Source organism: Bordetella ansorpii (genome assembly GCF_900078315.1).
In the GTDB taxonomy this organism is placed as follows: domain Bacteria; phylum Pseudomonadota; class Gammaproteobacteria; order Burkholderiales; family Burkholderiaceae_B; genus Bordetella; species Bordetella ansorpii.
In genome coordinates this window covers 337779-361444 of the sequence record NZ_FKBS01000017.1, presented here as the reverse complement: position 1 = coordinate 361444, position 23666 = coordinate 337779, and the positions used below count along the sequence as shown (strand labels likewise).

General features: G+C 67.6%; 20 protein-coding genes. 8 read left to right on the top strand and 12 right to left on the bottom strand.

What is annotated here, in order from left to right:
• Positions 1-15 precede the first annotated feature (15 nt).
• Positions 16-261, top strand: coding sequence for an RNA-binding S4 domain-containing protein (locus A7W11_RS16620; RefSeq protein ID WP_066415377.1), 246 nt, complete (start codon positions 16-18; stop codon positions 259-261).
• Positions 262-304: 43 nt separating this feature from the next.
• Positions 305-880: a restriction endonuclease gene (locus A7W11_RS16615; RefSeq protein WP_066415375.1), complete on the top strand. Its 576-nt coding sequence runs from the start codon at positions 305-307 to the stop codon at positions 878-880.
• Positions 881-928: 48 nt separating this feature from the next.
• Here A7W11_RS16615 and A7W11_RS16610 read toward each other — a convergent pair whose 3' ends face one another.
• From A7W11_RS16610 to A7W11_RS16600, 3 genes are all read right to left on the bottom strand, one after another.
• Positions 929-3379 (bottom strand): TonB-dependent siderophore receptor, encoded by a 2451-nt coding sequence (locus A7W11_RS16610; protein ID WP_082887297.1) that lies wholly within the window; start codon positions 3377-3379, stop codon positions 929-931.
• A 136-nt stretch (positions 3380-3515) separates the two neighbouring features.
• A complete protein-coding gene (locus tag A7W11_RS16605; protein ID WP_173678825.1) occupies positions 3516-4571 on the bottom strand; it encodes a FecR domain-containing protein in 1056 nt (351 codons plus the stop codon).
• Between the two features lie 13 nt (positions 4572-4584).
• Entirely contained in the window at positions 4585-5094 is a 510-nt protein-coding gene (locus tag A7W11_RS16600) for a sigma-70 family RNA polymerase sigma factor (RefSeq protein ID WP_066415366.1), read from the bottom strand.
• Between the two features lie 254 nt (positions 5095-5348).
• Between A7W11_RS16600 and A7W11_RS16595 the strand changes: the two genes are divergently transcribed.
• The 4 genes from A7W11_RS16595 to A7W11_RS16580 are packed head-to-tail and all read left to right on the top strand — an operon-like array spanning position 5349 to position 10413.
• Positions 5349-6161 (top strand): 2Fe-2S iron-sulfur cluster-binding protein, encoded by an 813-nt coding sequence (locus A7W11_RS16595; protein WP_066415363.1) that lies wholly within the window; start codon positions 5349-5351, stop codon positions 6159-6161.
• On the top strand, positions 6148-7140 hold the full coding sequence (locus A7W11_RS16590) for an FAD binding domain-containing protein (protein WP_066415360.1): 993 nt from the start codon (positions 6148-6150) through the stop codon (positions 7138-7140). Before A7W11_RS16595 ends, A7W11_RS16590 begins: the two co-directional genes overlap by 14 nt.
• 21 nt (positions 7141-7161) lie before the next feature.
• A complete protein-coding gene (locus A7W11_RS16585) occupies positions 7162-9342 on the top strand; it encodes a xanthine dehydrogenase family protein molybdopterin-binding subunit (protein ID WP_066415355.1) in 2181 nt (726 codons plus the stop codon).
• Between the two features lie 39 nt (positions 9343-9381).
• Entirely contained in the window at positions 9382-10413 is a 1032-nt protein-coding gene (locus A7W11_RS16580) for an XdhC family protein (protein WP_066415352.1), read from the top strand.
• Between the two features lie 241 nt (positions 10414-10654).
• Here A7W11_RS16580 and A7W11_RS16575 read toward each other — a convergent pair whose 3' ends face one another.
• From A7W11_RS16575 to A7W11_RS16540, 8 genes are all read right to left on the bottom strand, one after another.
• Complete coding sequence (locus tag A7W11_RS16575) at positions 10655-11554, bottom strand: LysR family transcriptional regulator (RefSeq protein WP_066415351.1); 900 nt, start codon at positions 11552-11554, stop codon at positions 10655-10657.
• A 268-nt stretch (positions 11555-11822) separates the two neighbouring features.
• Positions 11823-12776, bottom strand: a complete 954-nt coding sequence (locus tag A7W11_RS16570) for a tripartite tricarboxylate transporter substrate binding protein (RefSeq protein ID WP_066415350.1) — start codon at positions 12774-12776, stop codon at positions 11823-11825.
• 137 nt (positions 12777-12913) lie between these two features.
• Positions 12914-14158 (bottom strand): NAD(P)/FAD-dependent oxidoreductase, encoded by a 1245-nt coding sequence (locus A7W11_RS16565; protein WP_066415345.1) that lies wholly within the window; start codon positions 14156-14158, stop codon positions 12914-12916.
• Positions 14159-14245: 87 nt separating this feature from the next.
• Positions 14246-15244 (bottom strand): 4-hydroxyproline epimerase, encoded by a 999-nt coding sequence (locus A7W11_RS16560; RefSeq protein ID WP_066415335.1) that lies wholly within the window; start codon positions 15242-15244, stop codon positions 14246-14248.
• Positions 15245-15274: 30 nt separating this feature from the next.
• Positions 15275-16522, bottom strand: coding sequence for a metal-dependent hydrolase family protein (locus A7W11_RS16555; protein ID WP_066415332.1), 1248 nt, complete (start codon positions 16520-16522; stop codon positions 15275-15277).
• A 10-nt stretch (positions 16523-16532) separates the two neighbouring features.
• The gene (locus A7W11_RS16550; protein ID WP_066415329.1) at positions 16533-17066 is read right to left on the bottom strand and encodes a hypothetical protein; all 534 of its coding nucleotides are present in this window, start codon (positions 17064-17066) and stop codon (positions 16533-16535) included.
• 34 nt (positions 17067-17100) lie between these two features.
• Positions 17101-18480 (bottom strand): MFS transporter, encoded by a 1380-nt coding sequence (locus A7W11_RS16545; protein ID WP_066415326.1) that lies wholly within the window; start codon positions 18478-18480, stop codon positions 17101-17103.
• A gap of 66 nt (positions 18481-18546) precedes the next feature.
• A complete protein-coding gene (locus A7W11_RS16540; protein ID WP_066415323.1) occupies positions 18547-19449 on the bottom strand; it encodes a dihydrodipicolinate synthase family protein in 903 nt (300 codons plus the stop codon).
• A 322-nt stretch (positions 19450-19771) separates the two neighbouring features.
• Between A7W11_RS16540 and A7W11_RS16535 the strand changes: the two genes are divergently transcribed.
• Entirely contained in the window at positions 19772-20455 is a 684-nt protein-coding gene (locus tag A7W11_RS16535; RefSeq protein ID WP_066415322.1) for a GntR family transcriptional regulator, read from the top strand.
• A 32-nt stretch (positions 20456-20487) separates the two neighbouring features.
• Here A7W11_RS16535 and A7W11_RS16530 read toward each other — a convergent pair whose 3' ends face one another.
• On the bottom strand, positions 20488-20778 hold the full coding sequence (locus A7W11_RS16530) for a DUF4148 domain-containing protein (protein ID WP_066415319.1): 291 nt from the start codon (positions 20776-20778) through the stop codon (positions 20488-20490).
• 401 nt (positions 20779-21179) lie between these two features.
• Between A7W11_RS16530 and A7W11_RS16525 the strand changes: the two genes are divergently transcribed.
• Complete coding sequence (locus A7W11_RS16525) at positions 21180-23606, top strand: DNA internalization-related competence protein ComEC/Rec2 (RefSeq protein WP_066415316.1); 2427 nt, start codon at positions 21180-21182, stop codon at positions 23604-23606.
• The last annotated feature ends 60 nt before the right edge of the window (positions 23607-23666 follow it).

Genomic DNA, 23666 nt, shown 5'->3' with positions numbered 1-23666 from the left:
GGAACCGCGTCACGCATGCCCATCATCGAATTCACGCTCGCCGAAGGCAGCCCCTACATCGAAGTCAACCAACTGCTGAAGGCCACTGGCGTCTGCGACAGCGGCGGCGCGGGCAAAATGCTGGTGGCCGACGGGTACGTCAGCGTGGGCGGCGTGCTGGAAACGCGCAAGACCGCCAAGATCCGCGACGGCCAGATCGTCACCTGCGGCGACGTGCGCATCGTGGTGCGCGCGCATCCGGCCGCCGTCGACGAAGACTGACCCCCCATTTCCCAGCCCCCACTGCGCAACGCCGCGAGCCGCCATGAAAAGCACGAGGTTCCAGAACTCCATCTTCGCCGTGCTGGCGCGTTCGCCGTGGTGGATGAGCGCGGGCGTGGCGCTGCTGCTGAGCGTGCTGGGCTTCGTGGCCTTGCCGCTGGAGTACGCGGCGATGGGCATGTTCGCGGCCGTGCCGTTCGTGGTCACCGCGGGCATCGCCCTGCGCAGGCAATGGAAGAACCCGTCGGGCGCGCGCGTGCAGGCCGTGACCGACGCCGTGGCCGGCATGTCCTGGGCCACGTTCTCCACCCTGGCCGAAGCGGGCTTCAGGCGCGACGGCTGCGAGGTCAGGCGCCTGCAACTGCCGGCCGCCGATTTCGCGCTGACCAAGGATGGCCACGAGGCCATCGTCAGCGCCAGGCGCTGGAAGGCCGCGCGCATCGGTGTCGAGCCCCTGCGCGAGTTGCAGGCCGTGCGCGAGAAGCGCGGCGCCCGAGAAGCCATCTTCATCGCGCTGGGCGAGGTGTCCGACACCGCCGTCCAGTATGCGAAGGCGCAGAACGTGTCGTTGATGACGGCGCCGGAACTGGCCAAATTGCTGCGCGACCAGACGTTCTAGCGCGCCTTTGCCGCCAGCCCCGCGCGGGCCGGCGGCTTCATGCCGTCCTCACATGCGGTACCGCAGCGTCAGCATGGCGTTGCGGCCATCGCCGAACACGCTGTAGAAGCGGCTGGGCGGACGGATGTAGTAGTCGCGGTCGAAGATGTTGTTCAACTGCAAGGCCACCTCCACGTTCGGGTTGAAGCGGTAGCCGACCTGCGCGTTGTAGATGGCATAGCCGCCTTGCGAGATGCCGCGCGTGATCGCGCTTTGCGTCAGCATGCCGCCGCCCACGCTGAAGCCGTCCAGCGCGCCGTCCGTGAACTTGTAATGGGTCCAGAGCTTGAACAGGTGCTTCGGATCGGTGCCGTCGGTCAGGTCGGGTTCGTCGTTGTCGTACTTGACGTTCAGGTAAGTATAGCCCGCCGTCACGTTCCAGTTCGGCGTCGGCTGGCCCGTCACCTCCAGTTCCACGCCCTGGTTGCGCGCGCGGCCGCCCGGAATGCTGCCGGTAGGCTGATCCGGATCGCTGACCGCGCGGTTCTCGTCATTGATGCGGAACAGCGCCAGCGTGGTGTTCAGGCGGTCGTCGAAGAACGAATTCTTCACGCCCACTTCGTACTGTTCGCCCGTGCGCGGCGGCAGCATGGCGCCGGTGTAGGTGGTGCTGGTCTGCGCCGTCATGAAGCGCGAGAAGTTGGCGTAGGCCGTGGTCGCGGAGGTGATATCCCACACGATGCCGGCAGAGGGCAGGAAGCGGTGGTTGACGCGCGCGGTGGTCTCCCAGTCCTGCGGCGTGGGGATGATGGTCTTGGAGCGCTGCTGCAGGAAGGCCTCCCGCGCGCCCAGCACCAGCGTCAGCGGCTCGGCCAGCTTCACGCGCGCCTGGCCGTAGACGCTGTACTGCTCCATGCGGCCCTTGCTGCCGAAGGTGAACGGCACGTCGACATTGGGCACGTCGTTGGGGCTGTACAGGCTGAACAGGCCGCCCGGATAGGGGCCGGCCACGACCTGGTAGCCGCGCTTGTCGGTGCTGTTGACCTGCGAGTAGTTGGCGCCCACCGTCAGGATGTGCGTCAGGCCGAGCGCCTGGATGGGACCGGACGCATGGGTATCGAGGCCCAGCCAGTTGAACTCGCCGTACTGGGCCTGGTCGCCGAAGCGCGCCAGGCCCTGTTGGGTGGCGCCGGGGCCGGAGTAGGCATACTTGGAACGCAGTTCGCCGTGGCGGTAGAACGCCGTCGTGCCCCAGGTCCAGCCGTTGTCGAAACGGTGCGTCAGGTCGGCATTGGCTTCGGTGGTCTTGACGTTGGACCAGTTCCAGTCCGGGCTGTAGTTATCCGAGTACGAACCCGGCACGCGGCCGACCAGCGCGGTCAGGGTGGAATTGAACGTGCCCGCCGCGCCGTAGTCCACGCCGTGCTGCGAATTGACCTGGTGCCCCGCCGACAGCGACAGGGTGGTGCGCGGCGAGAAGTCGTAATCCAGCGCGCCATAGATCATCAGGTTCTTGTTGCGCGTGCCGTCCACCGACTGCAGCGAGTTGTTGCCCGCGATCACCGTGCGGCCGCGCAGCGTGCCTTCCTTGTTCAGGGGGCCCGTCACGTCGAACATCTGGCGGATGCTGCCGAAGGTGCCGGCCTGCGTCTCGCCCGACATGTGGAACTCGTCCATCGGACGCTTGCGCACCAGGTTGACCGTGCCGCCGGGCTGGCCCAGCGCGTCGTCGGTCACGCCGGCCGGGCCGCGCAGCACTTCCACGCGGTCGTACATGGCCATGTCGAACTGCTGCTGGTATTGCAGGCCGTTCATGATGGACACGCCGTCGAATTCGACGCCCATCTGGTTGCCGCGCGCGCGGTAATAGGCCGTGCCGTCGCCATAGTCCGTCGAGCCCACGCCCGTGACGTAGCGCAGGCCCTGCTGGATGGTGGACACGTTCATGTCGTCCAGCTGCTGGCGCGTCAGCACCGAGACCGAGGCGGGAATCTCCTTGATCGCCACCGGCACCTTGCCGACGGTGGCGGTGGTGGCGGCGTACGAGCCGCTGCCTTCCGTCGTCGCGTCATTCGCGGCGTCGCCCTGCACCCGCACCGTGGGCAGCGTATTGCCGCCGGCGGGCGCGGGACGCAGCAGGTAGCCGCCGTTGTCCTGCTGCACGGCCTCGAGGTCCGTGCCGGACAACAGCGCCGCCAGCGCCGCGCGCGGCGTATAGCGGCCGCTGATGCCGCGCGTGGTCTTGCCGCTGGTCTGGCTTTCCGTGAAGGTCAGCAGTACGTTGGCCGAGCTGGCCAGGTTGCGCAGGGCGGGGGCCAGGGGGCCGCCGGGAATGCTGAAATCGCGGGTTTCCGAACGGACCTGCGCCTGCGCCCGCGCGGTCGCGGGCAGCGTGGCTGCGGCTAGCGTCAGGCCGCTCGTGGCCAAGACCAGCGCGATGGGGCGCAGGCGGGAGGTCACCGGCGTGCCGGGCTTGTGTAGTTGGTTGATGCGCGCACCACGGCGCCCGACGATCCGCATGGGTTCCCCACAAATTTGGCGGTTGGAAATGAAGTCCTCATGGGATATGTGCCGCGAGCGAGCGGATCGGGCAGACGGAAATGCGAATTTCTTCGATTTCTTTGTAACGGCGCGGGGCAGGGTCAGGTGCGGCCTGTCAGGCACGGCCTTCGATCGTCACCCAGTAGCGGGTGCGTTGCCGGACCTGCACCGGCAGTACCTTGGGCAGCATCGCCAGCACGCGGTCGGTGTCTTCCAGGGGGAAGACGCCCGACAGGCGCAGGTCCGCCACGGCGGGATCGCAGCGCAGCAGGCCGGGCCGGTAGCGGCCCAGTTCCGCCAGGAAGTCGGCCAGCCGGACGTCCTCGGCCACGATCTGGCGGCGGGTCCAGGCGAGGTCGCGTTCGGCCACGGCCTGGGGCGTGTCGACGGCGTGGCGCGTGAAGGTCGCGCGCTCGCCCGCATGCAGGCGCCGGGTCTGGCCCTGGGCGGCGCCGGGGGTGACCTCGACGGCGCTTTCGATCACCGCCACCGCGGTGCGCCCGTCGTCCTGGCGCACGGTGAAGCGGGTGCCCAGCGCGCGCACGCGGCCTTCGCCGGTCTGCACGATGAAGGGGCGGGGATCGGGCTCGCCATCCAGCCGCAAATGCCCGGTGGTGATCAGCGCCTCGCCGCGGATCAGCCTGACCAGGCGCGTCTGGCCGTCGAAGCGGACGTCGATGGCGCTGCCGGTGTTCAGCAGGATCCGGGTGCCGTCGGCCAGCGCGAGCGTGCGCTGCTCGCCGGTGCCGGTGCGGTAGTCGGCCGCGATGCGCTGCCAGGTCTGTGTCCGCGAGGCCAGCATCGCCGTGCCGCCGGCGGCGCAGCCCCACAACAGCAGGCGCAACGCCTGGCGGCGGCCGCGGGCGGCGGGGCCGGCATAGGGCGACAGGGTCTGGTAGGCGGCGTGGCGCTGCAGCGCGCCCAGCCGGCCGGCCATGACGGCCTCGATGTGCCGCCAGGCGCGCTCATGCTCGGCATCGGCGGCGCGCCATTGCCGCCAGCGCTCGTGTTCGTCTTCCGTGGCTTCGCCGGACATCATCACGGTCAGCCATTCGGCGGCGGCGTCGGCGGTGGCTTCGCTGATCGGCTGGCCCTCAGCCAAGGGGGGCGTGGCGCCGCCTCCCGATGAGGCGGAGATGGGGGGCGCGGGCGTACAGGAGGCCGAGGTCATGGCGGGCATCGGCCTAGATCGACAACGAGAACAGGCACTGCCGATGCGCGCGCGTCAGGTATTGCTTGACCGAACTGGTGGATACGCCCAGTCTTTCGGCGATGTCGGCGTAGCTCAGTTCTTCCAGGTGGGCCAGCAGGAAGGCTTCCTTCACCTTGGGCGGCAGGCCGTCCAGCACGCGGTCCACTTCCTGCAGCGCCTCGATGGCCAGGGCCTGGGTCTCGGGCGAGGGCGCCAGCGGCTCGGGCAGCGCGGCCAGCATTTCCAGGTAGCTGGTTTCCAGCAACTGGCGGCGATGGCGGTGCGCCAGCAGGCGGCGCGCGATCGTGACCAGGAAGGCGCGGGGTTCGCGGATGGCGTCCGTTGCATCGGACGTCATCACGCTGACGAAGGTGTCCTGCGCCACGTCCGCCGCGTCGAAGCTGTTGCCCAGCTTGCGCCGCAGCCAGCCGGACAGCCAGCCGTGATGGTCGCTGTAGAGCGTATGCAGGTCGGACTGCGCGGGAAGATCGGCGGCTGGCATGGGGCAACCGCAGGGCGGTCCGGACGTTCGTAATTATCGAATAAGAATCTTTATCATTTATAACTCAGCCAGGGCGCGCAGCGCAATCCGAAGGCGCGCGAAGTCTCCCCTCCAGAATGGATTGTGAATTTTTCTCATGAGAGCATGCGAGCCCTTTCATCAACTCTGACGGTGGACTGAATATAAAGTGCAGGATTGAAGTCAGCGCGCCGGCATCGCCTGCCGCGCGGGCATCGCTACCGAGAGGACTGCACATGTCTCAGGAATTTCCCGACGGGCCCGCCGGGCCCGATGCCATCGAACCGGCCGACGGCGTGCCCGCGATCCACGATGTCGGACACTCCCGCCGCCAGTTCATGATCGGATCCGTGGCCAGCGGCATCGGCGGCTTCGCGGCCAGCCTGCTGGCCCAGGAGTCCGCGCTGGCCAGGCAGGTGCCCGAGCCGGGCACGGGCAGTGCGTCCGGTCCGCAGAACGCCGTCAAGCTGCGCCTGCAGGTCAATGGCGAGGACGTCTCGCTGGCGCTCGATTCCCGCACCGTGCTGCTGGACGCCCTGCGTGAACACCTGGCGCTGACGGGCACCAAGAAAGGCTGCGACCAGGGGCAATGCGGCGCCTGTACGGTGCTGATCGACGGCAAGCGCGTGTTGTCCTGTCTGACGCTGGCAGCCACCGCGCAGGGCCGGCCCATCACCACCATCGAAGGCCTGGCGCAAGGCGACCGCCTGCATCCCATGCAGGCCGCCTTCATCGCCAACGATGCGTTCCAGTGCGGCTACTGTACGCCGGGGCAGATCTGCTCCGCGGTCGGCATGCTGGCCGAGGTGCGGCGCGGCGATGCCAGCCATGTCTCCGCCGACGTGCGCATCCCCATCGTCGAACTGACCGATGACGAGATCCGCGAGCGCATGAGCGGCAACATCTGCCGCTGCGGCGCCTATCCGGGCATCGTGGCATCGGTCCACGAGGTGCATTCGGGACGGCGCGCCCAGCAGGCCTGGGCCTTCGCCACGCCGCAGCAGATCGCGGACGCGGGCATCGAAGGAGAGGGCCATGAGACCGTTTGAATACCTGCAGGCCAGCGACCCCGCCGATGGCGTGGCGCAGGCCTCGCGTCACCAGGGCGCCAGGTTCCTGGCCGGCGGCACCAACCTCGTCGACCTGATGAAAGAGGACATCGAGCAGCCGACCCATCTGGTCGACATCTCGCGCCTGGCGCTGCGCGACATCGCGCCGGGCAACGCCGGCCTGGCCATCGGGGCCCTGGCCACCAATGCCGACACGGCGAACCACAATGCGGTGCGCACGCAGTATCCCCTGCTGAGCCAGGCCATCCTGGCCGGGGCCTCGGGGCAGATCCGGAACATGGCCACCAATGGCGGCAACCTGCTGCAGCGCACGCGATGCCAGTATTTCTACGACATCTCGATGCCGTGCAACAAGCGCCGGCCCGGCAGCGGCTGCGCCGCCCGTGAAGGCCTGAACCGCATCCATGCCGTCTTCGGCTGGAGCGAGGCCTGCGTCGCGGCCTATCCGGGCGACATGGCCAATGCCCTGGTCGCACTGGACGCACGGGTCAGGATCCTGCGGCGCGACAACACCGAGGCCACGATGCCGCTGGCCAGCCTCTACCGGCTGCCCGGCAGCGATCCGGCGAAGGACACCAACCTGGCGCCGGGCGAGCTGATCGTCGGCATCGACCTGCCCGCGGCGTCCGAACGCTATGCGGCGCATTCGCACTACCTGAAGGTGCGGGACCGGTCGTCCTATGCCTTTGCCATGGTGTCGGTCGCGGCGGCGCTCGATATCAAGGACGGCGTCATCCAGAGCGCACGCGTCGTGCTGGGCGGCGTGGCGCACATGCCGTGGCGGGTGGAAGACGCCGAGTCGCTGCTGGCCGGCGGTCCGCCTGGCGAGGCCCGCTTCCAGCAGGCGGCCGACCGGGCATTCCAGGATGCCCGGCCGCTGTCGCACAACCAATACAAGATCGAGCTGGGCAAGCGCGCCGTGGTGCGCGCGCTCACGCTCGCATCGCGTCCGGCGTAACGCCCGTCCAGGAGAATCCGCATGACCCGATACTTGGGCAAGGAAACGCCGCGCGTCGACGGCGTTGCGAAAGTCACAGGCAAGGCGAAATACGCCGCCGAATTCCAGGTGCCGCACGTCTGCCATGGTTTCATCGTGCAGGGCACGATCGCCAAAGGGCGGATAAAGGCCATCCACACGGCCGAGGCGGAACAGGCGCCAGGCGTGCTGCGCGTCATCACGCACCTGAACGCCCAGCGGCTGGGCGACGGCGCCGGCGGCGGCTGGCAATGGCCGCTGCAATCCGACCGCATCTTCTTCAACGGCCAGCCCGTGGCGCTGGTCGTGGCGCAGACCTTCGAGCAGGCCCGGCACGCGGCGCGCCTGGTGCGGGTGGCGTATGACGCCGAGCCGTACAACACCGATACCGAGCGTGCGCTGCAACAGGCCGGACAGGATGCCGATGCCGGGAAGAACGCGCCGCGCGGCGATCCGCAGGGCGCTTGGGGCCAGGCCGAGGTCCGCGTCGAGGCCCGGTACACGATTCCGATGGAGCATCACAACCCCATCGAGCCGCATGCCGCCATCGCCTTCTGGGACCGCGACGAGCTGACCCTCTTCGACAAGACGCAGGGCGTGGGCGGCGTGCAGCGGCATCTGGCCAGCGCCTTCGGCATCAGGCCCGAGCAGGTGCGCGTCGTATCGCCCTTCGTGGGCGGGGCGTTCGGTTCATCGCTCAAGCCGAACTACTATCCCTCGCTGACCGCGATGGCGGCCAGGATGGTGCGCCGGCCCGTGAAGGTGGTGTACACGCGCACCCAGATGTTCACCGGGCACGGCTACCGGCCGTTCACCGTGCAGAACGTCAAGCTGGGCGCGGGCAGGGACGGCCGCCTGTCGGTCATGATCCACGAGGCCGGGCACAATACGTCGTCTTTCGAATCGTTCTCCGACGCCACCACGCGCTACATCAAGCAGGTCTATGCCTGTCCGAACCTGCACGCGCCGCTGCGCGTGGCGGCCACGGACCTGGCCACGCCGACCTGGATGCGGGCGCCGGGCGCCGTCAGCGGCATGTTCGCACTGGAAAGCGCAATGGACGAACTGGCCTACGAGCTGGGCATGGATCCCTTGCAGTTGCGCCTGGCCAACTACGCCGAGGTCGATCCCGAGAGCGGCAAGCCGTTCTCCAGCAAGGCGCTGCGCGAGTGCTACCGCATCGGCGCCGACAAGTTCGGCTGGCACGCGCGCACGCACGCGCCGGGCTCGATGCGCGACGGCGACCTGCTGGTCGGCTGGGGCATGGCCACGGGCGTATGGGGCGCCTTGCAGATGCCGGCCAGCGCCCGGGTGATCTACCGGGCGGACGGCACCGCCCGCGTGTCCAGCGCCACCAGCGACATCGGTCCCGGTACCTATACCGTCATGACCATGATCGCGGCCGAGTTCCTGGGGCTGGCCCTGGAGCGCGTCAAGTTCGATCTGGGCGATTCCAATCAGCCCACGGCGCCGTCGCAGGGCGGTTCGTGGACGACCTCCAGCGTGGGGTCGGCCGTGCGCGGCGCGGCGCTGGCGGTCGGCGCCCGGCTGCTGGGCATGGCGAATGCCGAGAGCCAGTCGCCGCTGGCGGGGGCGAGCGCCGCCGAGGTCGAGATGATCGATGGCGAGCTGCGCATGAAAAAGGCGCCGCAACGCGCCGTCCGCATCGCCGATCTCATGCGGCGGCATCGCATGGAAGAGATCAACGAGGTGTTCGATTCCACGCCTTCCAAAGAGCGGGACGACTACGCGTCCCTGGCGCACGGGGTGCAGTTCATCGAGGTGAAGGTCGATCCCAGGCTGGGCACGGTGCGCGTGACCCGCGCCATCGAGGTCAGCGCCTGCGGCAAGATCATCAACCCATTGGCCTCGCACAGCCAGGAAATCGGCGGGGTGGTGTGGGGCATCGGCATGGCCCTGCTCGAAGCGACCGAGGTGGATCATCGCTACGGCCGCATCATGAACGCCAACCTGCAGCACTATCACGTCCCGGTCAACGCCGACGTGCAGACGATCGAGACCATCTTCGTCGAGGAAGACGACACGGTCGTCAATCCGCTGGGGGTGAAGGGCATGGGCGAGCTGGGCATGGTCGGCATTCCGGCCGCGATCGCCAACGCCGTGTTCCATGCGACGGGCCGGCGCGTCCGCGACCTGCCGATCACCCCGGACAAGCTGCTGTGATGGCGCCGGCCATCCGTATCATCGACCAGGAGAACCGCGATGGATAGGCTCGACGTGATGGTGCTGCGCACCATGCGGCAATGGATGGGGCAGGGTTCGGGCGTGGTGCTGGCCACCGTGATCCGCACCTGGGGCTCGTCGCCGCGTCCCGTCGGCGCCATGATGGCCTTCAACAGCGAGGGCCACGTGGTCGGCAGCGTGTCGGGCGGGTGCATCGAGGACGATCTGGTGCACCGCTACGCGCTGTCCGGCGCGCGGCGCCCGCTTCCCGCCAAGCCCGTGGAGTTCGTGGAATACGGCGTATCGGCGGACGAGGCGCACCGGTTCGGGCTGCCGTGTGGCGGCACGCTGGAGCTGGTGCTCGAATTTGCGCCCGAGCGCGCTGGCATCGATGCCTTGCTCGATCTGCTCGAAGCCGGCGTGCTCGTGCAGCGCACGCTGCACGTTGAGACCGGACACGTCGAACTGGCCACGCGCCAGGTGTCCCCGGGCCTGCACGCCGACGCGCGGCGTGTGGTGGCGACGCTGGGCCCGGCCCATCGGATGCTGCTGATCGGCGCGGGCGACCTGGCTTTCTATGTCGCGACGATTGCGCGTTTCAACGGCTTCGAGGTCACGATCTGCGATCCCCGCCCGGAGCGCCGCGCCATGCTGGAAGGATCGGGCGTGGCGTCGACGACCGAGATGCCGGACGACGCGGTGACCGCGTTCCGGCCCGATCCCGGCAGTTGCGTCGTCGCGCTCAGCCATGATCCCAAGCTGGACGACATGGCGCTGCTGGAGGCCGTCCACAGCGATGCCTTCTATGTGGGCGCCATCGGTTCGCGGCGCAACAACCGGGCGCGGCGCGAGCGGTTCATCGCGCATTTCGGCGAAAGCGAGGCCTCTTTGCAGGGCCTGCGCGGGCCGATCGGCATCTACATCGGCAGCAAGACCCCTGCCGAGATCGCCGTCAGCCTGATGGCCGAGGTGATCGCCGTCAAGAACGGCGTGAGCGTGCCCAGGCTCGCGTCGGTCGGCATGGCGAAGGATGCCGGCGACGCTGCCCGGGTGTCGCCGGTCTGCGGCTAGGGCCTTACCAGAAGGGCTCGTAGCCCGGCCGCTGATAGATCGTGTCCTGCCTGCCCAGGATGTCCGGCCTGATGATGATGTGCGGCATTGAAGCGCTTCCTGTCTGGATGCGCTATTGGATGCCAGTCCGGACGCTTCGATAAGGGGGCGTCCGGTGCTGGCCGCCATGAATTCATTTCACTAATTCACTTTCATCGCCGAAGGAGCCGACGCGAGACAGCGGTGCCCGTGCGCGCCTACGCTATCCCTGATACCGAAGCTCCTCGATCAGCAGGCTCATGGCATGCGACGGCTGCCTCCGGCTGGGGTAATACAGGTGATAGCCCGACCACAGCGGACACCATTCCTCCATGACGCGCACCAGCTTGCCTCGGGCGATGTACGGGGCCACCATGGTCTCGGGCACGTAGCACAGGCCAAAGCCCGCCAGACAGGCCTCGACGACTTCATAGATGCCGTTGAACGTCAGTTGACCGTCGACCCGCACGTTGACGATCCGGCTTCCCTTCCTGGCGAACTCCCAGGCATAGAGCCCGCCATGCGTGGGCAGGCGCAGGTTGATGCAGCGATGGTTCACCAGATCCTCGGGCGTGCCTGGGGCCGGATGCTTCGCCAGATAGCCCCTGGTGCCGACCACGGCGAAGCGCTCGTTGGGCCCGATCCTGACCGCGATCATGTCCTGCCCCAATTGCTCGCCGAAGCGCACGCCCGCGTCGTAGCGCTCGGCGGCGATGTCCGCCAGGCCGTAGTCGCAGATCAGCTCGACCTTGATCTCCGGGTAGCGGCTCAGGAAGGGCATGAGCCTCGGCCACAGGATGCTGCGTATCGCATAGTCCGTTGCCGTGATGCGTATGGTGCCGGCCGGCGTGTCGCGGAACCGGCTCATGGTGTCGATCTGTTCGTCGATCTGGGCCAGCGGGCCGCAGATGCTCTGGTACAGGGCTTCGCCGGCTTCCGTCGGCGAGACGTTGCGGGTGGTGCGCGTCAGCAGCCGCACGCCCAGGCGGGATTCGAGCGTGCGTATGGTGTGGCTGAGCGCGGATTGCGAGACGCCCAGCCCCGCGGCGGCCCGTGTGAAGTTGCCTTCGCGCACCACGGCGACGAAGGCCAGCAGCCCGTTGTAATGGTTGTCACGCGCCATCGATGAAATTCCCCATGTGATCGTTCGAGAGGCGCCGCTTCTGCGAGCTGTCCTGCCTGGGGCATCCACGATACGCAAAGGGACAGGGCAGAGCAACGGGGCCGCCGCGCGGCGAGGTCCAGCCGCGATGAATGGCTTTCACAGAGGGGGGTGTGCGCCATTAGGTTCCTGCAAAACAGTTTTCCGTACCGCGGCGTCTCCAGAACATGACCGCTGCCTGGCTGCCCATCTAGGAGCGGCGCCGGGCATTGCACCCGGCGTCTTCATGTCACTGCTTCAGGTCCAGCTTCTTCATCAGTTCCTTGAACGCTTCATTCTGCCGAGCGATGTCCGCGGCGAAGGCCGGCGTGTCCGCCCAGGACAGGGTGAGGTTCTGCGAGGTGACCGTCTTCTGGAAGGCCGGCGTGTCGTAGACCTTGCGCGCCACCTCCCGCCAGGTGGTCAGCGCCTCTTCGGGCGCGCCCTTGGGCAGGCCGATGCCGCGCCAGACGCTGAATTGCAGGTCGTGGCCGCCTTCCTTGAAGGTGGGCACGTTCGGCAGCCCCTGCAGCCGCTGCGCGGACATGACGGCCAGGGTCTTCAGCTTGCCGCTTTCCACGTACTGCTTGAGCTCGGCGTAGGCGACCGTCGTGGCCTTCACGTCACCGGCCATCAGGCCCATGATGGCCGGCGACGAACCTTGATAGGGCACGTGCGTGAAGGTGGCGCCGATGCTGCTGGCCAGCGCCGCGGCCGCCAGGTGGGGGATGGTCCCGTTGCCCGCATTGCTGACGGTGACGGTCTCGGGGTTGGCGCGCGCGTAGGCGATGAACTCGTCGATGGTGTTCCACGGGGCGTCCGCCCGCACGGTGATGGACGAGGGATCGTCCGTGAAGCGGGCAATGGGCTGGAAGTCCTCGATGGTGGCGCGGCCGATACCCATCAGCGGCACGAACAGCATCTCGGGGTTCATCAGCAGCACCTTGTAGCCGTCCGGCTTGCCGGCCAGCACGTACGACCAGCCGATGGAGCCGCTGGCGCCGGGCTTGTTCGTCACATAGACCGGCTCGGGCAGATGGGCGCGCGCCACCTCCGCCACGGCGCGGGCCGTATTGTCGCTGCCGCCGCCAGGCTGATAGGCCACCACCATCTCGACCTGCTTGGCAGGATAGGGCGCCGCGGCCGCGGCGGCGGCGAGGGTTCCGGCAAGTACTCCCAGTACGACTTTACGCAAGATTTTCATGATGGAGAGTCCATCCACGCGAGGCACCGATCATGTCGACGGTATCGGGGTGCCGTTCCGGTACCGTCCAGAGAAAGCGGGTCGGCGGCGCCCGGCCGAACTGGGCGCTCGAGCAATGACGATCGTCCACCGCGACGTCAGAAGCGCGTGACGGCGTAGGGCCGTAGATCCGTGCCGGGAAAACGGTTGTCGAGCAGGTCGCCGATCAGCGCGGCGGTGGTCGCGGATTGCGTCAGCCCCAGGTGGCCATGGCCGAAGGCGTACAGGATGCGGTCGCTGCGGGCGGAGGGTCCGATTACGGGCAGCGAGTCCGGCGTGGTGGGCCGGTTGCCCATCCATTGCCGGGCATCGCTGCCATCCAGGCCGGGCAGGTAGCGGCGCGCCAGGTCCAGCAGCGCATCGCTGCGCCGATAGTTCGCGGGGGCCTCCAGGCCGGCGAACTCCGCCGCGCCGCCGATCCGTAGCCCGATGGCCAGGGGCGTGGCGACGAACATCCGCTCGGCGAAGATGACTTCGCGGTTCAGCAGGGCAGCGCTGCCGGGCAGCGTGGTGTTGTAGCCGCGCTCGCTTTCCACCAGCACGCGGTCGCCGACCGATTGCGCCAGATGGGCCGACCAGGCGCCGGTGGCGACGACGACGCGGTCGGCCGTGATCTTTTCTCCGCTGGCCAGCACGACGCCGGCCGCTGCCGTGCCCGCGCCATCCAGGGACAGCCCGGCGGCTTTCCCCGCCACCAGCGTGGCGCCGTGCGCGGCCACATGGGACCGCAGGCGATCCACGATCCGCTTGGGGTCGTCGATGTGCGCCCAGTCCTCCAGCATGACCGCATGCGAGAACACCGGCGCCAGGCCCGGCTCAAGTTGGCGCAGCTCATCGCGCGAGACAGGGCGCCAGCGCACGCCGCGCTCGCGCTTGAACTGCCAGGCATCCTGTTCGTCCTGGTAACCCTTTTCTGTTTCGTACACCGTCAGCGCGCCGCGCTTGTGCAGGTCGCCCGACAGGCCGATCTCGGCCAGCAGGGCTTCGAAGTCCGCCAGCGAGCGCCGGTTCAGCGCGGCCAGCGCGTCGCCGATCCGGGCATGGTTGCGCGGCGAGGACGCGCGGCGCAAGGCCATGTACCAGGGGAGCAGCTTGGGCGCGTGCCGTGGCCGGATAGACAGGGGGCCCAGCGGGTCCATCAGCCATTTCAGCGGCTTCAGCCCCATCCCGGCCAGGCTCAGCGGCACGCACTCCGAGACGGCGATGCCGCCCGCATTGCCATGCGAGGCGCGGTCGCCCTCGAAGTCGCGGTCAACCAGCGTGACCTTCCAGCCGCGGCGCTGCGCGGCCAGCGCGCAGCTCAGGCCGATGATTCCGGCGCCGACGATGACGGCATGGGGCATGAATGCATTCTCCGTACTTCAATGAAACCGCCGCTTGGAAGGCCGGATGTCGGCCTTTCCGTCAGGGCTTGTCGTTGTCCCGCCGGGTCACTTCAGCAGAAAGCCCTTGTGCAGCGGATCGCGGTCGTCCACGAAGATCGTGTTCAGTCCCGTCACCCGCGCCCATCCCTCCACCGTGGGGCGGATGCCATCGAACTCGCCGACCCGCACGCGCTCCGTCGCCATGCCGTTGAAGGTAGTGCCGATGATGCTTTCGTGCACGAAGGCCGAGCCGATATCCAACTGTCCCTTGGCCACCCGTTGCGCCATGCGCGCCGAAGTGCCGGTGCCGCACGGCGAGCGGTCGATGGCCTTGTCGCCGTAGAACACGGCATTACGCGCCGACACGCCCGGCCTGGAGGGCTTTCCGGTCCACATCACGTGCGACAGGCCATTGATGGCCTCGGTCTCGGGATGGACGAAGCGGTACTTCTCGTTGGCCTTGCGCCGCAGGATGGGGCTCAGGCGCTGGATGTCCGACGGCGAGAAGGCGTCCAGGTCGCGGTAGTTCGGCTGGCTCTCGACGATGGCGTAGAAGTTGCCGCCGTAGGCCACGTCGAAGGTGATTTCGCCCAGGCCATCCACGTCGACGGTCAGGTCCCGCGAGTGCAGGAAGGAGGGCACGATGGTCAGCCGGACCGATTCCACGAATCGGCCATCCATCCTGTAATGCGCCAGCACCAGGCCGGCCGGCGTGTCCAGGCGCAGCACGCCCGGTTCGCGCGGCGCGACCAGGCCATGCTCGATCAGGAAGGTGACCGTGCCGATGGTGCCGTGGCCGCACATTGCCAGGCAGCCGCTGACCTCGATGAACAGGATGGCGGCGTCGCAGTCCGGCCGCGTGGGCGGATAGACGATGGTGCCCGACATCACCTCGTGGCCGCGCGGCTCGAACATCAGCGCCGTGCGCACCCAGTCGAACTCGCGCTCGAAGTGCGCGCGGCGCTCGATCATGCTGCCGCCTTGCAGGGCCGGCGCGCCGCCCGTGACCAGGCGCACCGGGTTGCCGCAGGTGTGGCCGTCGATGCAGAAGAAGGTATGGTTCATGAAGACTCCGAAGTCGATGAAACAGGGCGCTCAGGCCAGCGCCGCCGAGGGATTCCTGACCCAGGCGCCGTCCTTCATGATGCCCACGATCTTTTCCCCCTGGTTGTGCACGAGCACCGAGATGTCTGCCAGCGGATCGCCGTCCACCACCAGGAGGTCGGCCAGGGCGCGCTCGGCGATGACGCCCAGTTCGCCCGCGCGGTCCAGGATCTCGGCGCCGATCGCGGTCGCCTGGCGGATCACTTCGTAATTGCCCAGCACCTCGGCGCGGATGCTCAGTTCTTCCGCCTGGCATTGCTGCATGTCGCCCAGCAGGTCCGATCCTATGCCCATCTTCACGCCGTGGCGCGCCAGGATTTCCAGCGCCTTGATGCCTTGCAGCCGCACGTTCTCGTTCTTGGCCAGCACGTCCTTCGACAGGCCCTGCTCGGCGCCGAAGCGGTTCATGGCATCGTAGGTGACCAGCGTGGGCACCGCATAGGTGCCGTGCCGCGCCATCAGGGCGGCCGCTTCGTCGTCGACCAGGTTGCCGTGCTCGACGGTCTTCACGCCCAGCGCGGCCACGCGCTTGATGGCGGCCGACGTGTAGGCATGCGCCATCACATAGGTCTGGTGCGACTGCGCCTCTTCGACCACCGCCTTGATCTCGTCCACCGAGAACTGCAGATTGCCGATGGGATCGGTGGGCGAGGCCACGCCGCCCGAGGCCATGATCTTGATCTGGTTCGCGCCGGCCCGCATTTCCTCGCGCACCGCCTTGCGGATGGCATCGACGCCATCCACCACGCGGCCGATGGCGCCTGCATTGCGGTTGCAGCCGCACGGGTCGGGGTCCGAGAAATCGAAGCGGTCGCGGAAGTCCGCGTGCCCGCCGGTCTGCGACAGCGCCTTGCCGCTGACGAACAGGCGCGGGCCTTCGATGGTGCCGTCCTGCACGGCGCAGGCCAGCGCGTAATCGGCGCCGCCGGCATCGCGCACCGACGTGAAGCCGCGATGCAGCATCGCCTGCAGGATGGGCACCGCGCGCAGGATCGCCAGGGCGTTCGGCAGCCTGCCATTCAAGCCCAGACTGGCCACGGATGCGATCACGTGCACGTGGCAGTCGATCAGGCCCGGCATGACGGTCCTGCCGCCGACGTCGAGCACCTCGGCGCCGTCCTGGGTCACCTCACCGGCCACGATCTTGACGATGCGGTTCTCCGAGACCACCACGCTGTAGCGCGTGTCCTCGTTCTTGTGATGGATGTCGAGCAGTCGTGCGTTCTTCAAAACGATCATTGGGGTTCCTTCAGACGGTTTCCAGGCCTTCGAGCGAGGCCGCGCCGGCCAGGCCGTCCACGCGCTGGCGCAGCCTGGGGGCGATCAACTGGGCGGCGACGCGGGCGTGCGAGAAGTCGAGCGCGTCGTAACGGGCGGGGCCGTCCAGCAGGTTCAGCGAGCCGATCACCTGCCCATCCAGACGAACCGAGACGTTCTTCACGCTTTCCAGGCCGTGGCTGATCAGCAGCGCGTGATCTGAAAACACGCTTCGGATGTCTTGCGCCGACGAGCCCAGATAGCCTTCGCCACGCACCAGCACGCGATCCACCCAGTCCGAGCGGGTCACCCGTTTCATCCCGCCGACGGGATTGATGTCGGGACGGCTGCTGTACAGGCGCTGCATCACGCCCGCCTGCCGGTTGTAGGCCAGCAGGGTGAACAGGCCGTGGCCGTACAGCCCGGCCAGCGTGCGGTCCAGGCATTGCCAGAGCGCGGCGTCGTCCGCGCCGTGCGCAAGCGCCTCGGCCAGGTCCAGCAGTGGGGAGGCAGTGGGTTGGAGCATGTCGGTGTCCCGGGCTCGTCGTGGCGTATCGTGCTTACAGGCCGCGCGCTTCGCGGGTGCGGGAGATGTCTTCGAGCGTGCGGTTGTTGGTGTTGACGCCGAAGATCAGCACGACCAGCGCGCCGGTCAGCAGCACGACCGTGGTCATGCCGAACACGCCGCCGAATCCCAGCACCGGATAGATCGCCCCAACCAACGTGGGCGAGGCGATGGCGCCCAGGCGGGCGAAGGACGATGCCGACCCCATGCCCGTGGCCCGGATGCTGGTGGGATACAGCTCGGGCGTGTAGGCATACTGGCCCGCGTTCACGCCGTTCATGCCGAAGGACAGCAGGATGGACGCGATCAGCACGTGCGCCGGATCCTTCACGAAGACCAGCGCCATGGCCGAGGCGCACGCGAACGCCATGTACATCACGATGGTGTACTTGCGACCGATCCTGTCGTTGAAATAGGCGGCCGAGTAATAGCCCGGAATCTGCGCCAGGTAGATGGCGATGGAATACCCGAAGCTCTTGGTGATGGTCATGCCCTGCTGCACCAGCAGGCCGGGAATCCACGTGAAGAACGCGTACGAGCAGAACGTGATGGACAGCCAGAACGTCCAGGTCATCGCGGTCACGCCACGCCAGTTCGGCGACCACAGCACCTTGAACTGCTCCAGGAAGGATGTCTTCGCTTTCGTGATGGGCGAGTCGTCGATCATGCGCGGCGGTACGGGCGGCAGCGCCTGGTCCAGCGCGGCCTCGGCGCGCGCCTCGAAGCGGTCGACCACCGCGCTGGCCTCGTCATGGCGGCCCTGGCTTTCCAGCCAGCGGGGCGATTCGTCCAGCGCGTGGCGCCACCATAGCAGCACGACCACGGGCACGGCGCTGATCACCAGCACCCAGCGCCAGCCGTTGTCCGACAGCGGCACGATGAAATAGCCCAGCAGGGCGGCGGTGACGAAGCCGAACGAGAAGAAGCCCGCCAGCGCGCCCGTGAAGCGGCCGCGGTAGCGGCTGGCCACGAACTCGGCCAGGAACGGCGCGATGATCGCGCCCTCCGCGCCCATGCCGATGCCGGCCAGCATGCGGAACAGGAAGAACAGATGCCAGTCGTGCGTCATCGCGTTGGCGATGGACATGACGCAGAAGATGGCCAGCGCCCACATCATCACGCCGCGCCGTCCGAAGCGGTCGCCCAGCAGGCCCGCCAGCAGCGCGCCGATCAGGAAGCCGATGTAGGTGCTGCTGGCCAGGAAGCCGACTTCCAGGCTGGACAGTTGCCATTGCGTGCGCAGCACGGGAAGAATGAAGGCGATGATGCCGGCGTCCAGCGCTTCGAAGGCGAAGCCCAGGCCACCCATGATCAACAGCTTGAAGTGCACCCGGCAGAACGGGATGCGCTCCAATCTGGCTGCAACGTGAGACATGATGTCGTTTTCCCTTGTCTTGTGTCTCGGACGGGCCGGGGCGCCAGCGCCCCGGCCCGGTGTGGCTCAGTAACCCAGCGCCTTCAGGTCGGCGAGCGTCTTCTTGACGATGGCGATGGTGCGTTCGCGCTCGGCGCCTTCCAGGTCCAGGCGCGGCGGCTTCACGGTTTCGGCCGAGCCGCTGACGAGGTTCTCCGCCAGCTTGATGTGCTGGACCAGCTTGACCACGGTGTCCAAGTGGAAGAGGGGCGTCAGCGCGCGGTACAGCACGCGCGCGCGGGGCAGGTCGCCAGCGATGGCCAGGTCCAGCAGCGTCACGGATTCGCGGGGCAGGGCGTTGGCCATGCCGGACACCCAGGCGGTCACGCCCAGCGCAGCGCTTTCCAGGATCAGGTCGTCCACGCCGCACACCACGTTCAGGCGGTCGCCGAAGCGCGCGATCAGGTCGGTGACGCGGGTCGTGTCGTACGACTCTTCCTTGATGGCCACGATGGTGGGTTCGGCCAGCAGCACCTCGACCGTGTCGGGCGTCAAGTCCACGCCGTAGCCGCGCGGGTTGTTGTAGAGCAGGATCTCGAGCTTCGAGGCGCGCGCCACGGCCTGGTAGAAGGCGATGGTTTCCCGCATGTCCGACTTGTAGGTCAGGCCGGGAAATACCATCAGGCCATCGATGCCCAGTTCCTCGGCGGCGCGGGCGTAGGCGATGGCCTTCTCCGTGCTGGTCTCGCCCAGCCCCGAGATGATGGGCACCCGGCCCTTGACGGTTTCCTTGGCGATGCGCAGCACCGTCAGCTTTTCCTCGGGCGACAGTTGGGCGTTCTCGCCAACCATGCCCATCATCACCACGCCGGCCACGCCGTTCTCGATCAGGCGCTCCAGTCCCGCCCGGATCGCGTCCACGTCCAACGAGAAATCGGCCTTGAGCTTGGTGGTGACGGCGGGGAAAACGCCCTTCCATTGAATAGTCATGATGTTCCTGTCTGGGAGCGCACGTCGGACCGGGCGCTAGGGATAAAAAACATTTTATATTGGATCCAATTTAATTCGATAAAAAAATCAGCGCATGGCGCCGTGTCTGCCTGGAATCCTGCACCGATCTAGTGGCAGGATCTTGGATCCAATATAATTAAAGTAATCGAAGACGCGCTTTCATGTCTCCTCGGGTTTTCCCTAGCGAAGTGATGCCGGTGTTCGCGGCGCCGTCGTCACGCGCGGTGTGTCATTGGGCGCGCATCCACGCCGCCCAAGTGCCATGCGTAAAATTCCATCCCTCAGCGGATCGTACATCTCTATGCAGCCTGGCTCTCGCACAAGAATCGTTCGTAAGACCACCACGGAGCTGGTGGTCGACGCCATGCGTGACCGCATCCTGTCGGGCGAGTTTCCGCCGGGGTCGGCCTTGCGCCAGGAATTGCTGGCCGAGGAACTGGGCGTCAGCCGCATTCCCATTCGCGAGGCCCTGCGCCTGCTCAGCGCCGAAGGCCTGGTGGACACGATCGCGCACAAGGGCGCCTTCGTGTCGATGCTGTCCAAGGCCGAGGTGCGCGAATTCTTCGACATCCGCAAGCGCCTGGAGCCCTGGATCTTCCGCGAGGCCATTCCCAACGTGTCCGAGGACGATCTGCGGCGCGCGGAACAACTGGTGCAGGAGATGGACTCGACAGAGCCCGGCCAGTGGGGCGCGATGAACTGGGAGCTGCACGAGACCCTGTATCGCGCGGCGGGGCGGCCGGCGGCGCTCAGCGTCGTGCGGGCCTTGCATGAGAAATCGGAGCGGTATTTCCGCTTCCAGGTCGTCAATGCGCCGATCCGGCAGCAGGCGCACCGCGAGCACATGGAGATGATCGCTCTGTGCCGAACGGGTCAGGTGGACCGCGCCGAGGCCATGCTCGAAAAGCACATCGACGATGCGGCGCGGCAGATCCTGGTGATCGTGGATCGCTTGCTGGATCACGCCCCGGCGTTGGCGGGTTGAGCTGACCGGTCAGATCGCCCGGGCACCGTCCCTTACTTTTGAAGGCGTTGGAGTTCCTGTTGGTACTCGGCCCCATTGCGCATCCGGACGTATTCCGCTTCGGCCTTGCGGTAGCCCGCGCTGTATACGTCAGGCGTCTCCTGGCCACGCCAGAATGCACTCATTCCCGCACGCTGCCAGATGGCGAGGTCCGCCTGGACTTCCGCCCGCGTCAGCGCATGAGTGGGGCTAGCTTGTCCCGCTACGGAGGGCGGGGCCGCGTACGTTATCGAGGCAGTGGTCAGCGCAATGGCGGCAGCGGAGAGTTTCATAAACGTCTTCATGGTCGATTCCTTTGTGTATGCCTGGGCAAGTCGCGGCACGTTGCGTTTGTCCAGGCTTGGGGGATTAGCGCTCCCGTGGCGACATTCTGCGCCGCAAAATTATGGGTATTAACCCCTATTTTTGCGAAATGACTTTCCATAATTCGTGGTTAATCGGTGGTTTGACTCTCATTGAGTTCGTCTGTGGCATTGTTGGGCGTGAGGGCGAACTAGGTTTGCTGATGGGCGGCGGCGCGGAATGAAGGGCGCTGCCTGCAATCCGTGCCATGAATGGCGCTCAAGGGTCCCGTGCATTGAGGGACATTCGTGTCATCCCCCCTGGCCCGCACACGACCCGGATTGGATAAGCTGCCTGGCTTTCGGAGCTTCCCATCGCCGGCCGTCTCTTCCTCCTCGCGTTCATGCTGGGCAGCGCAGCCATTCACACCCAGGCTCGTCTGCCCGGGTTGCCGTGGCTGTGGGCGGCCGTGGCAGGGGCGTTGTTTGCTGGCTTGGCGGCTGCACGCGTGCAGTGGGCCAGGCCCGTGCCGCGCTACGCCTGCATCGCCATTGCCGGCATGCTGGGCGGTATCGCCAATACCGGCCTGCAGGCCCAGGCGCGCCTGGCCGACGAGCTGGCCGAGCGTCATCATGACTACGTCACGCGGCTCACCGTGCAGGTCGTCAGCCTGCCGCAGGACGATGAAGGCCAACGACGATTCACCGCGCAGGTGGACGGCGAGCGCCCCGACGGCATTCCGTCCCGCATCCGCGTCTCGTGGCGGGCCCGCCCCGGCGAAGTCGATCGGCTGCCCGACGTGCGGCCCGGCCAGCGCTGGCGCATGGCCCTGGTGCTGCGCCGGCCCTACGGCCCCGCCAATCCGCACGCCTGGGATGCCGAACTGCGCGATTTCGCCGAAGGCGTGCGCGCCGTGGGCACCGTGCGCGGCAAACCCGTGCTGGTCGAGGAACAGCCGTGGGCCTCTGCCGGCGTGGTCATCGAGCGCCTGCGCTACCGCATCCGAGACGGCATGCGGCAGGTGCTGGAAGGGCAGCGCTATGCGCCCGTGCTGATCGCACTGGCCATCGGCGACCAGGCCGGCGTGGCGCGCACGGACTGGGAGATCTTCAATCGTGCGGGCCTCACTCATCTGATCGGCATCAGCGGCATGCACATCACCATGCTGGCGGCCTACAGCAGCCTGCTGGGCGCGTGGCTGTGGCGGCGGGCGCGCTGGCGTGGCGCCGGCCTGGGCGAGCATCTGCCGGCCCAATTGGCGGGCAGCATCCTGGCGCTGTGCATCGCGCTGGGCTATTGCCTGCTGGCCGGCTGGGGCATTCCCGCGCGCCGCACCTTCTTCATGCTGGCGGTCGTGGCGCTGGCGGGCTGGTCGCGGTTGCCCTTGGGCGCGTCGCGCATCCTGATCCTGGCGGGTGCCGGGGTGGTCGCGTTGGATCCGTGGGCCTTGCTGTCGCCTGGCTTCTGGCTGTCGTACGGCGCGGTGGCCATCCTGATGCGCGTGGCCGAGCGGCAGTCCCGGCCGCCCAACGGCATCCGCGAGCGCGTGCGCGGCATCGTGCGCGAGTTCGTCCGCGTGCAGGGCGCGATCACGCTGGCGCTGACCCCGTTGCTGGCCTTCCTGGTTCTGCAGGTGTCGCTGGCTTCTCCGTTGGCCAATGCGATTGCCGTACCCTTGATCGGCTCGGTGGTCACGCCGCTGGCGATGCTGTGCGGCGCATTCGCCGCGGTGCCTGGGACACAGCCCGTGGCATGGCTGGCGGGGTGGTTGGGACATGTCCTGTTCGATGCGTCCATGGTGCCGTTGACGTGGATCGCCAAGACGTCGTGGGCCGCCGTGGACGTGGCGGCGGCGCCCTGGCCGTTGATGATCCTGGCGCTGGCGGGTTGCGTGTGGGCCATGCAGGTGCGAGGCTGGCCGTTGCGGCCTCTGGGCTGGGTCTTCGCGCTGCCGCTGCTGTGCTGGCGGCCCGATCGGCCGCCACCGGGCGAATGGCGCATGACGGCGCTGGACGTGGGGCAGGGCAGCGCCCTCGTCATCGAGACGGCCACGCAGGTGCTGGTGTACGACACGGGCCCGCGTCGGTATGACGGCACCGACGCGGGTGAGCGCGTGCTGGTTCCGTATCTGCATGCGCGCGGCATCCGTGCCTTGGATACTTTGGTCGTATCGCATGCAGACCTGGACCATGCCGGCGGGCTGGGCAGTCTGCTGAGGGCCATGCCTGTCGGTACGTCGTATGCCTCGTTCGACGTCGCCGCGCATCTGCGGCGCGAGGCGGCGCTGCGGCAGGAGCGCCCGGAGGATGCGCCTGCAATGCCTGCGAGCATGCATGGTTGCGAAACGGGCATGCAGTGGCAAGCCGACGGCGTCACGTTCCGTTTCCTGCACCCGCCGCCGGGCCACGTACGCAAGGGCGCGAAGGATGGCGACGACAACGCGCGCAGTTGTGTGTTGCTGGTGGAAGGCAGCCTGCATTCCGCGTTGCTGCCCGGAGATGCGGGAACCGCTCAGGAAGCGGTCTATGCGCGCGATGTGCCCGCGGTGGACGTGGTCGCGGCCCCGCATCACGGGTCGGCGACCTCGTCGGGAGCGGCGTTGGTGAAGGCGGCGGGCGGCGCGCACGTCATCGTGCAGGCGGGATACCTGAACCGCTTCCGCCATCCTTCGGGGGCGGTGATGGCGCGGTGGCGGGCGGCGGGGTCGCCGTTGTGGCGGACGGATCTGCAAGGGGCCGTGATCGTGCGGTCGACAGCGCAAGGCTTGCTCGTCCAGGCCCACCGAGATATCGCGCGGCGGTACTGGCATGCGGCATTGCCATCGCCCTAGGACTTCTGGGCAAGGAACAATTCCCGGAACGCTCCAGATGCCAAGCCAGTCATCCGATTG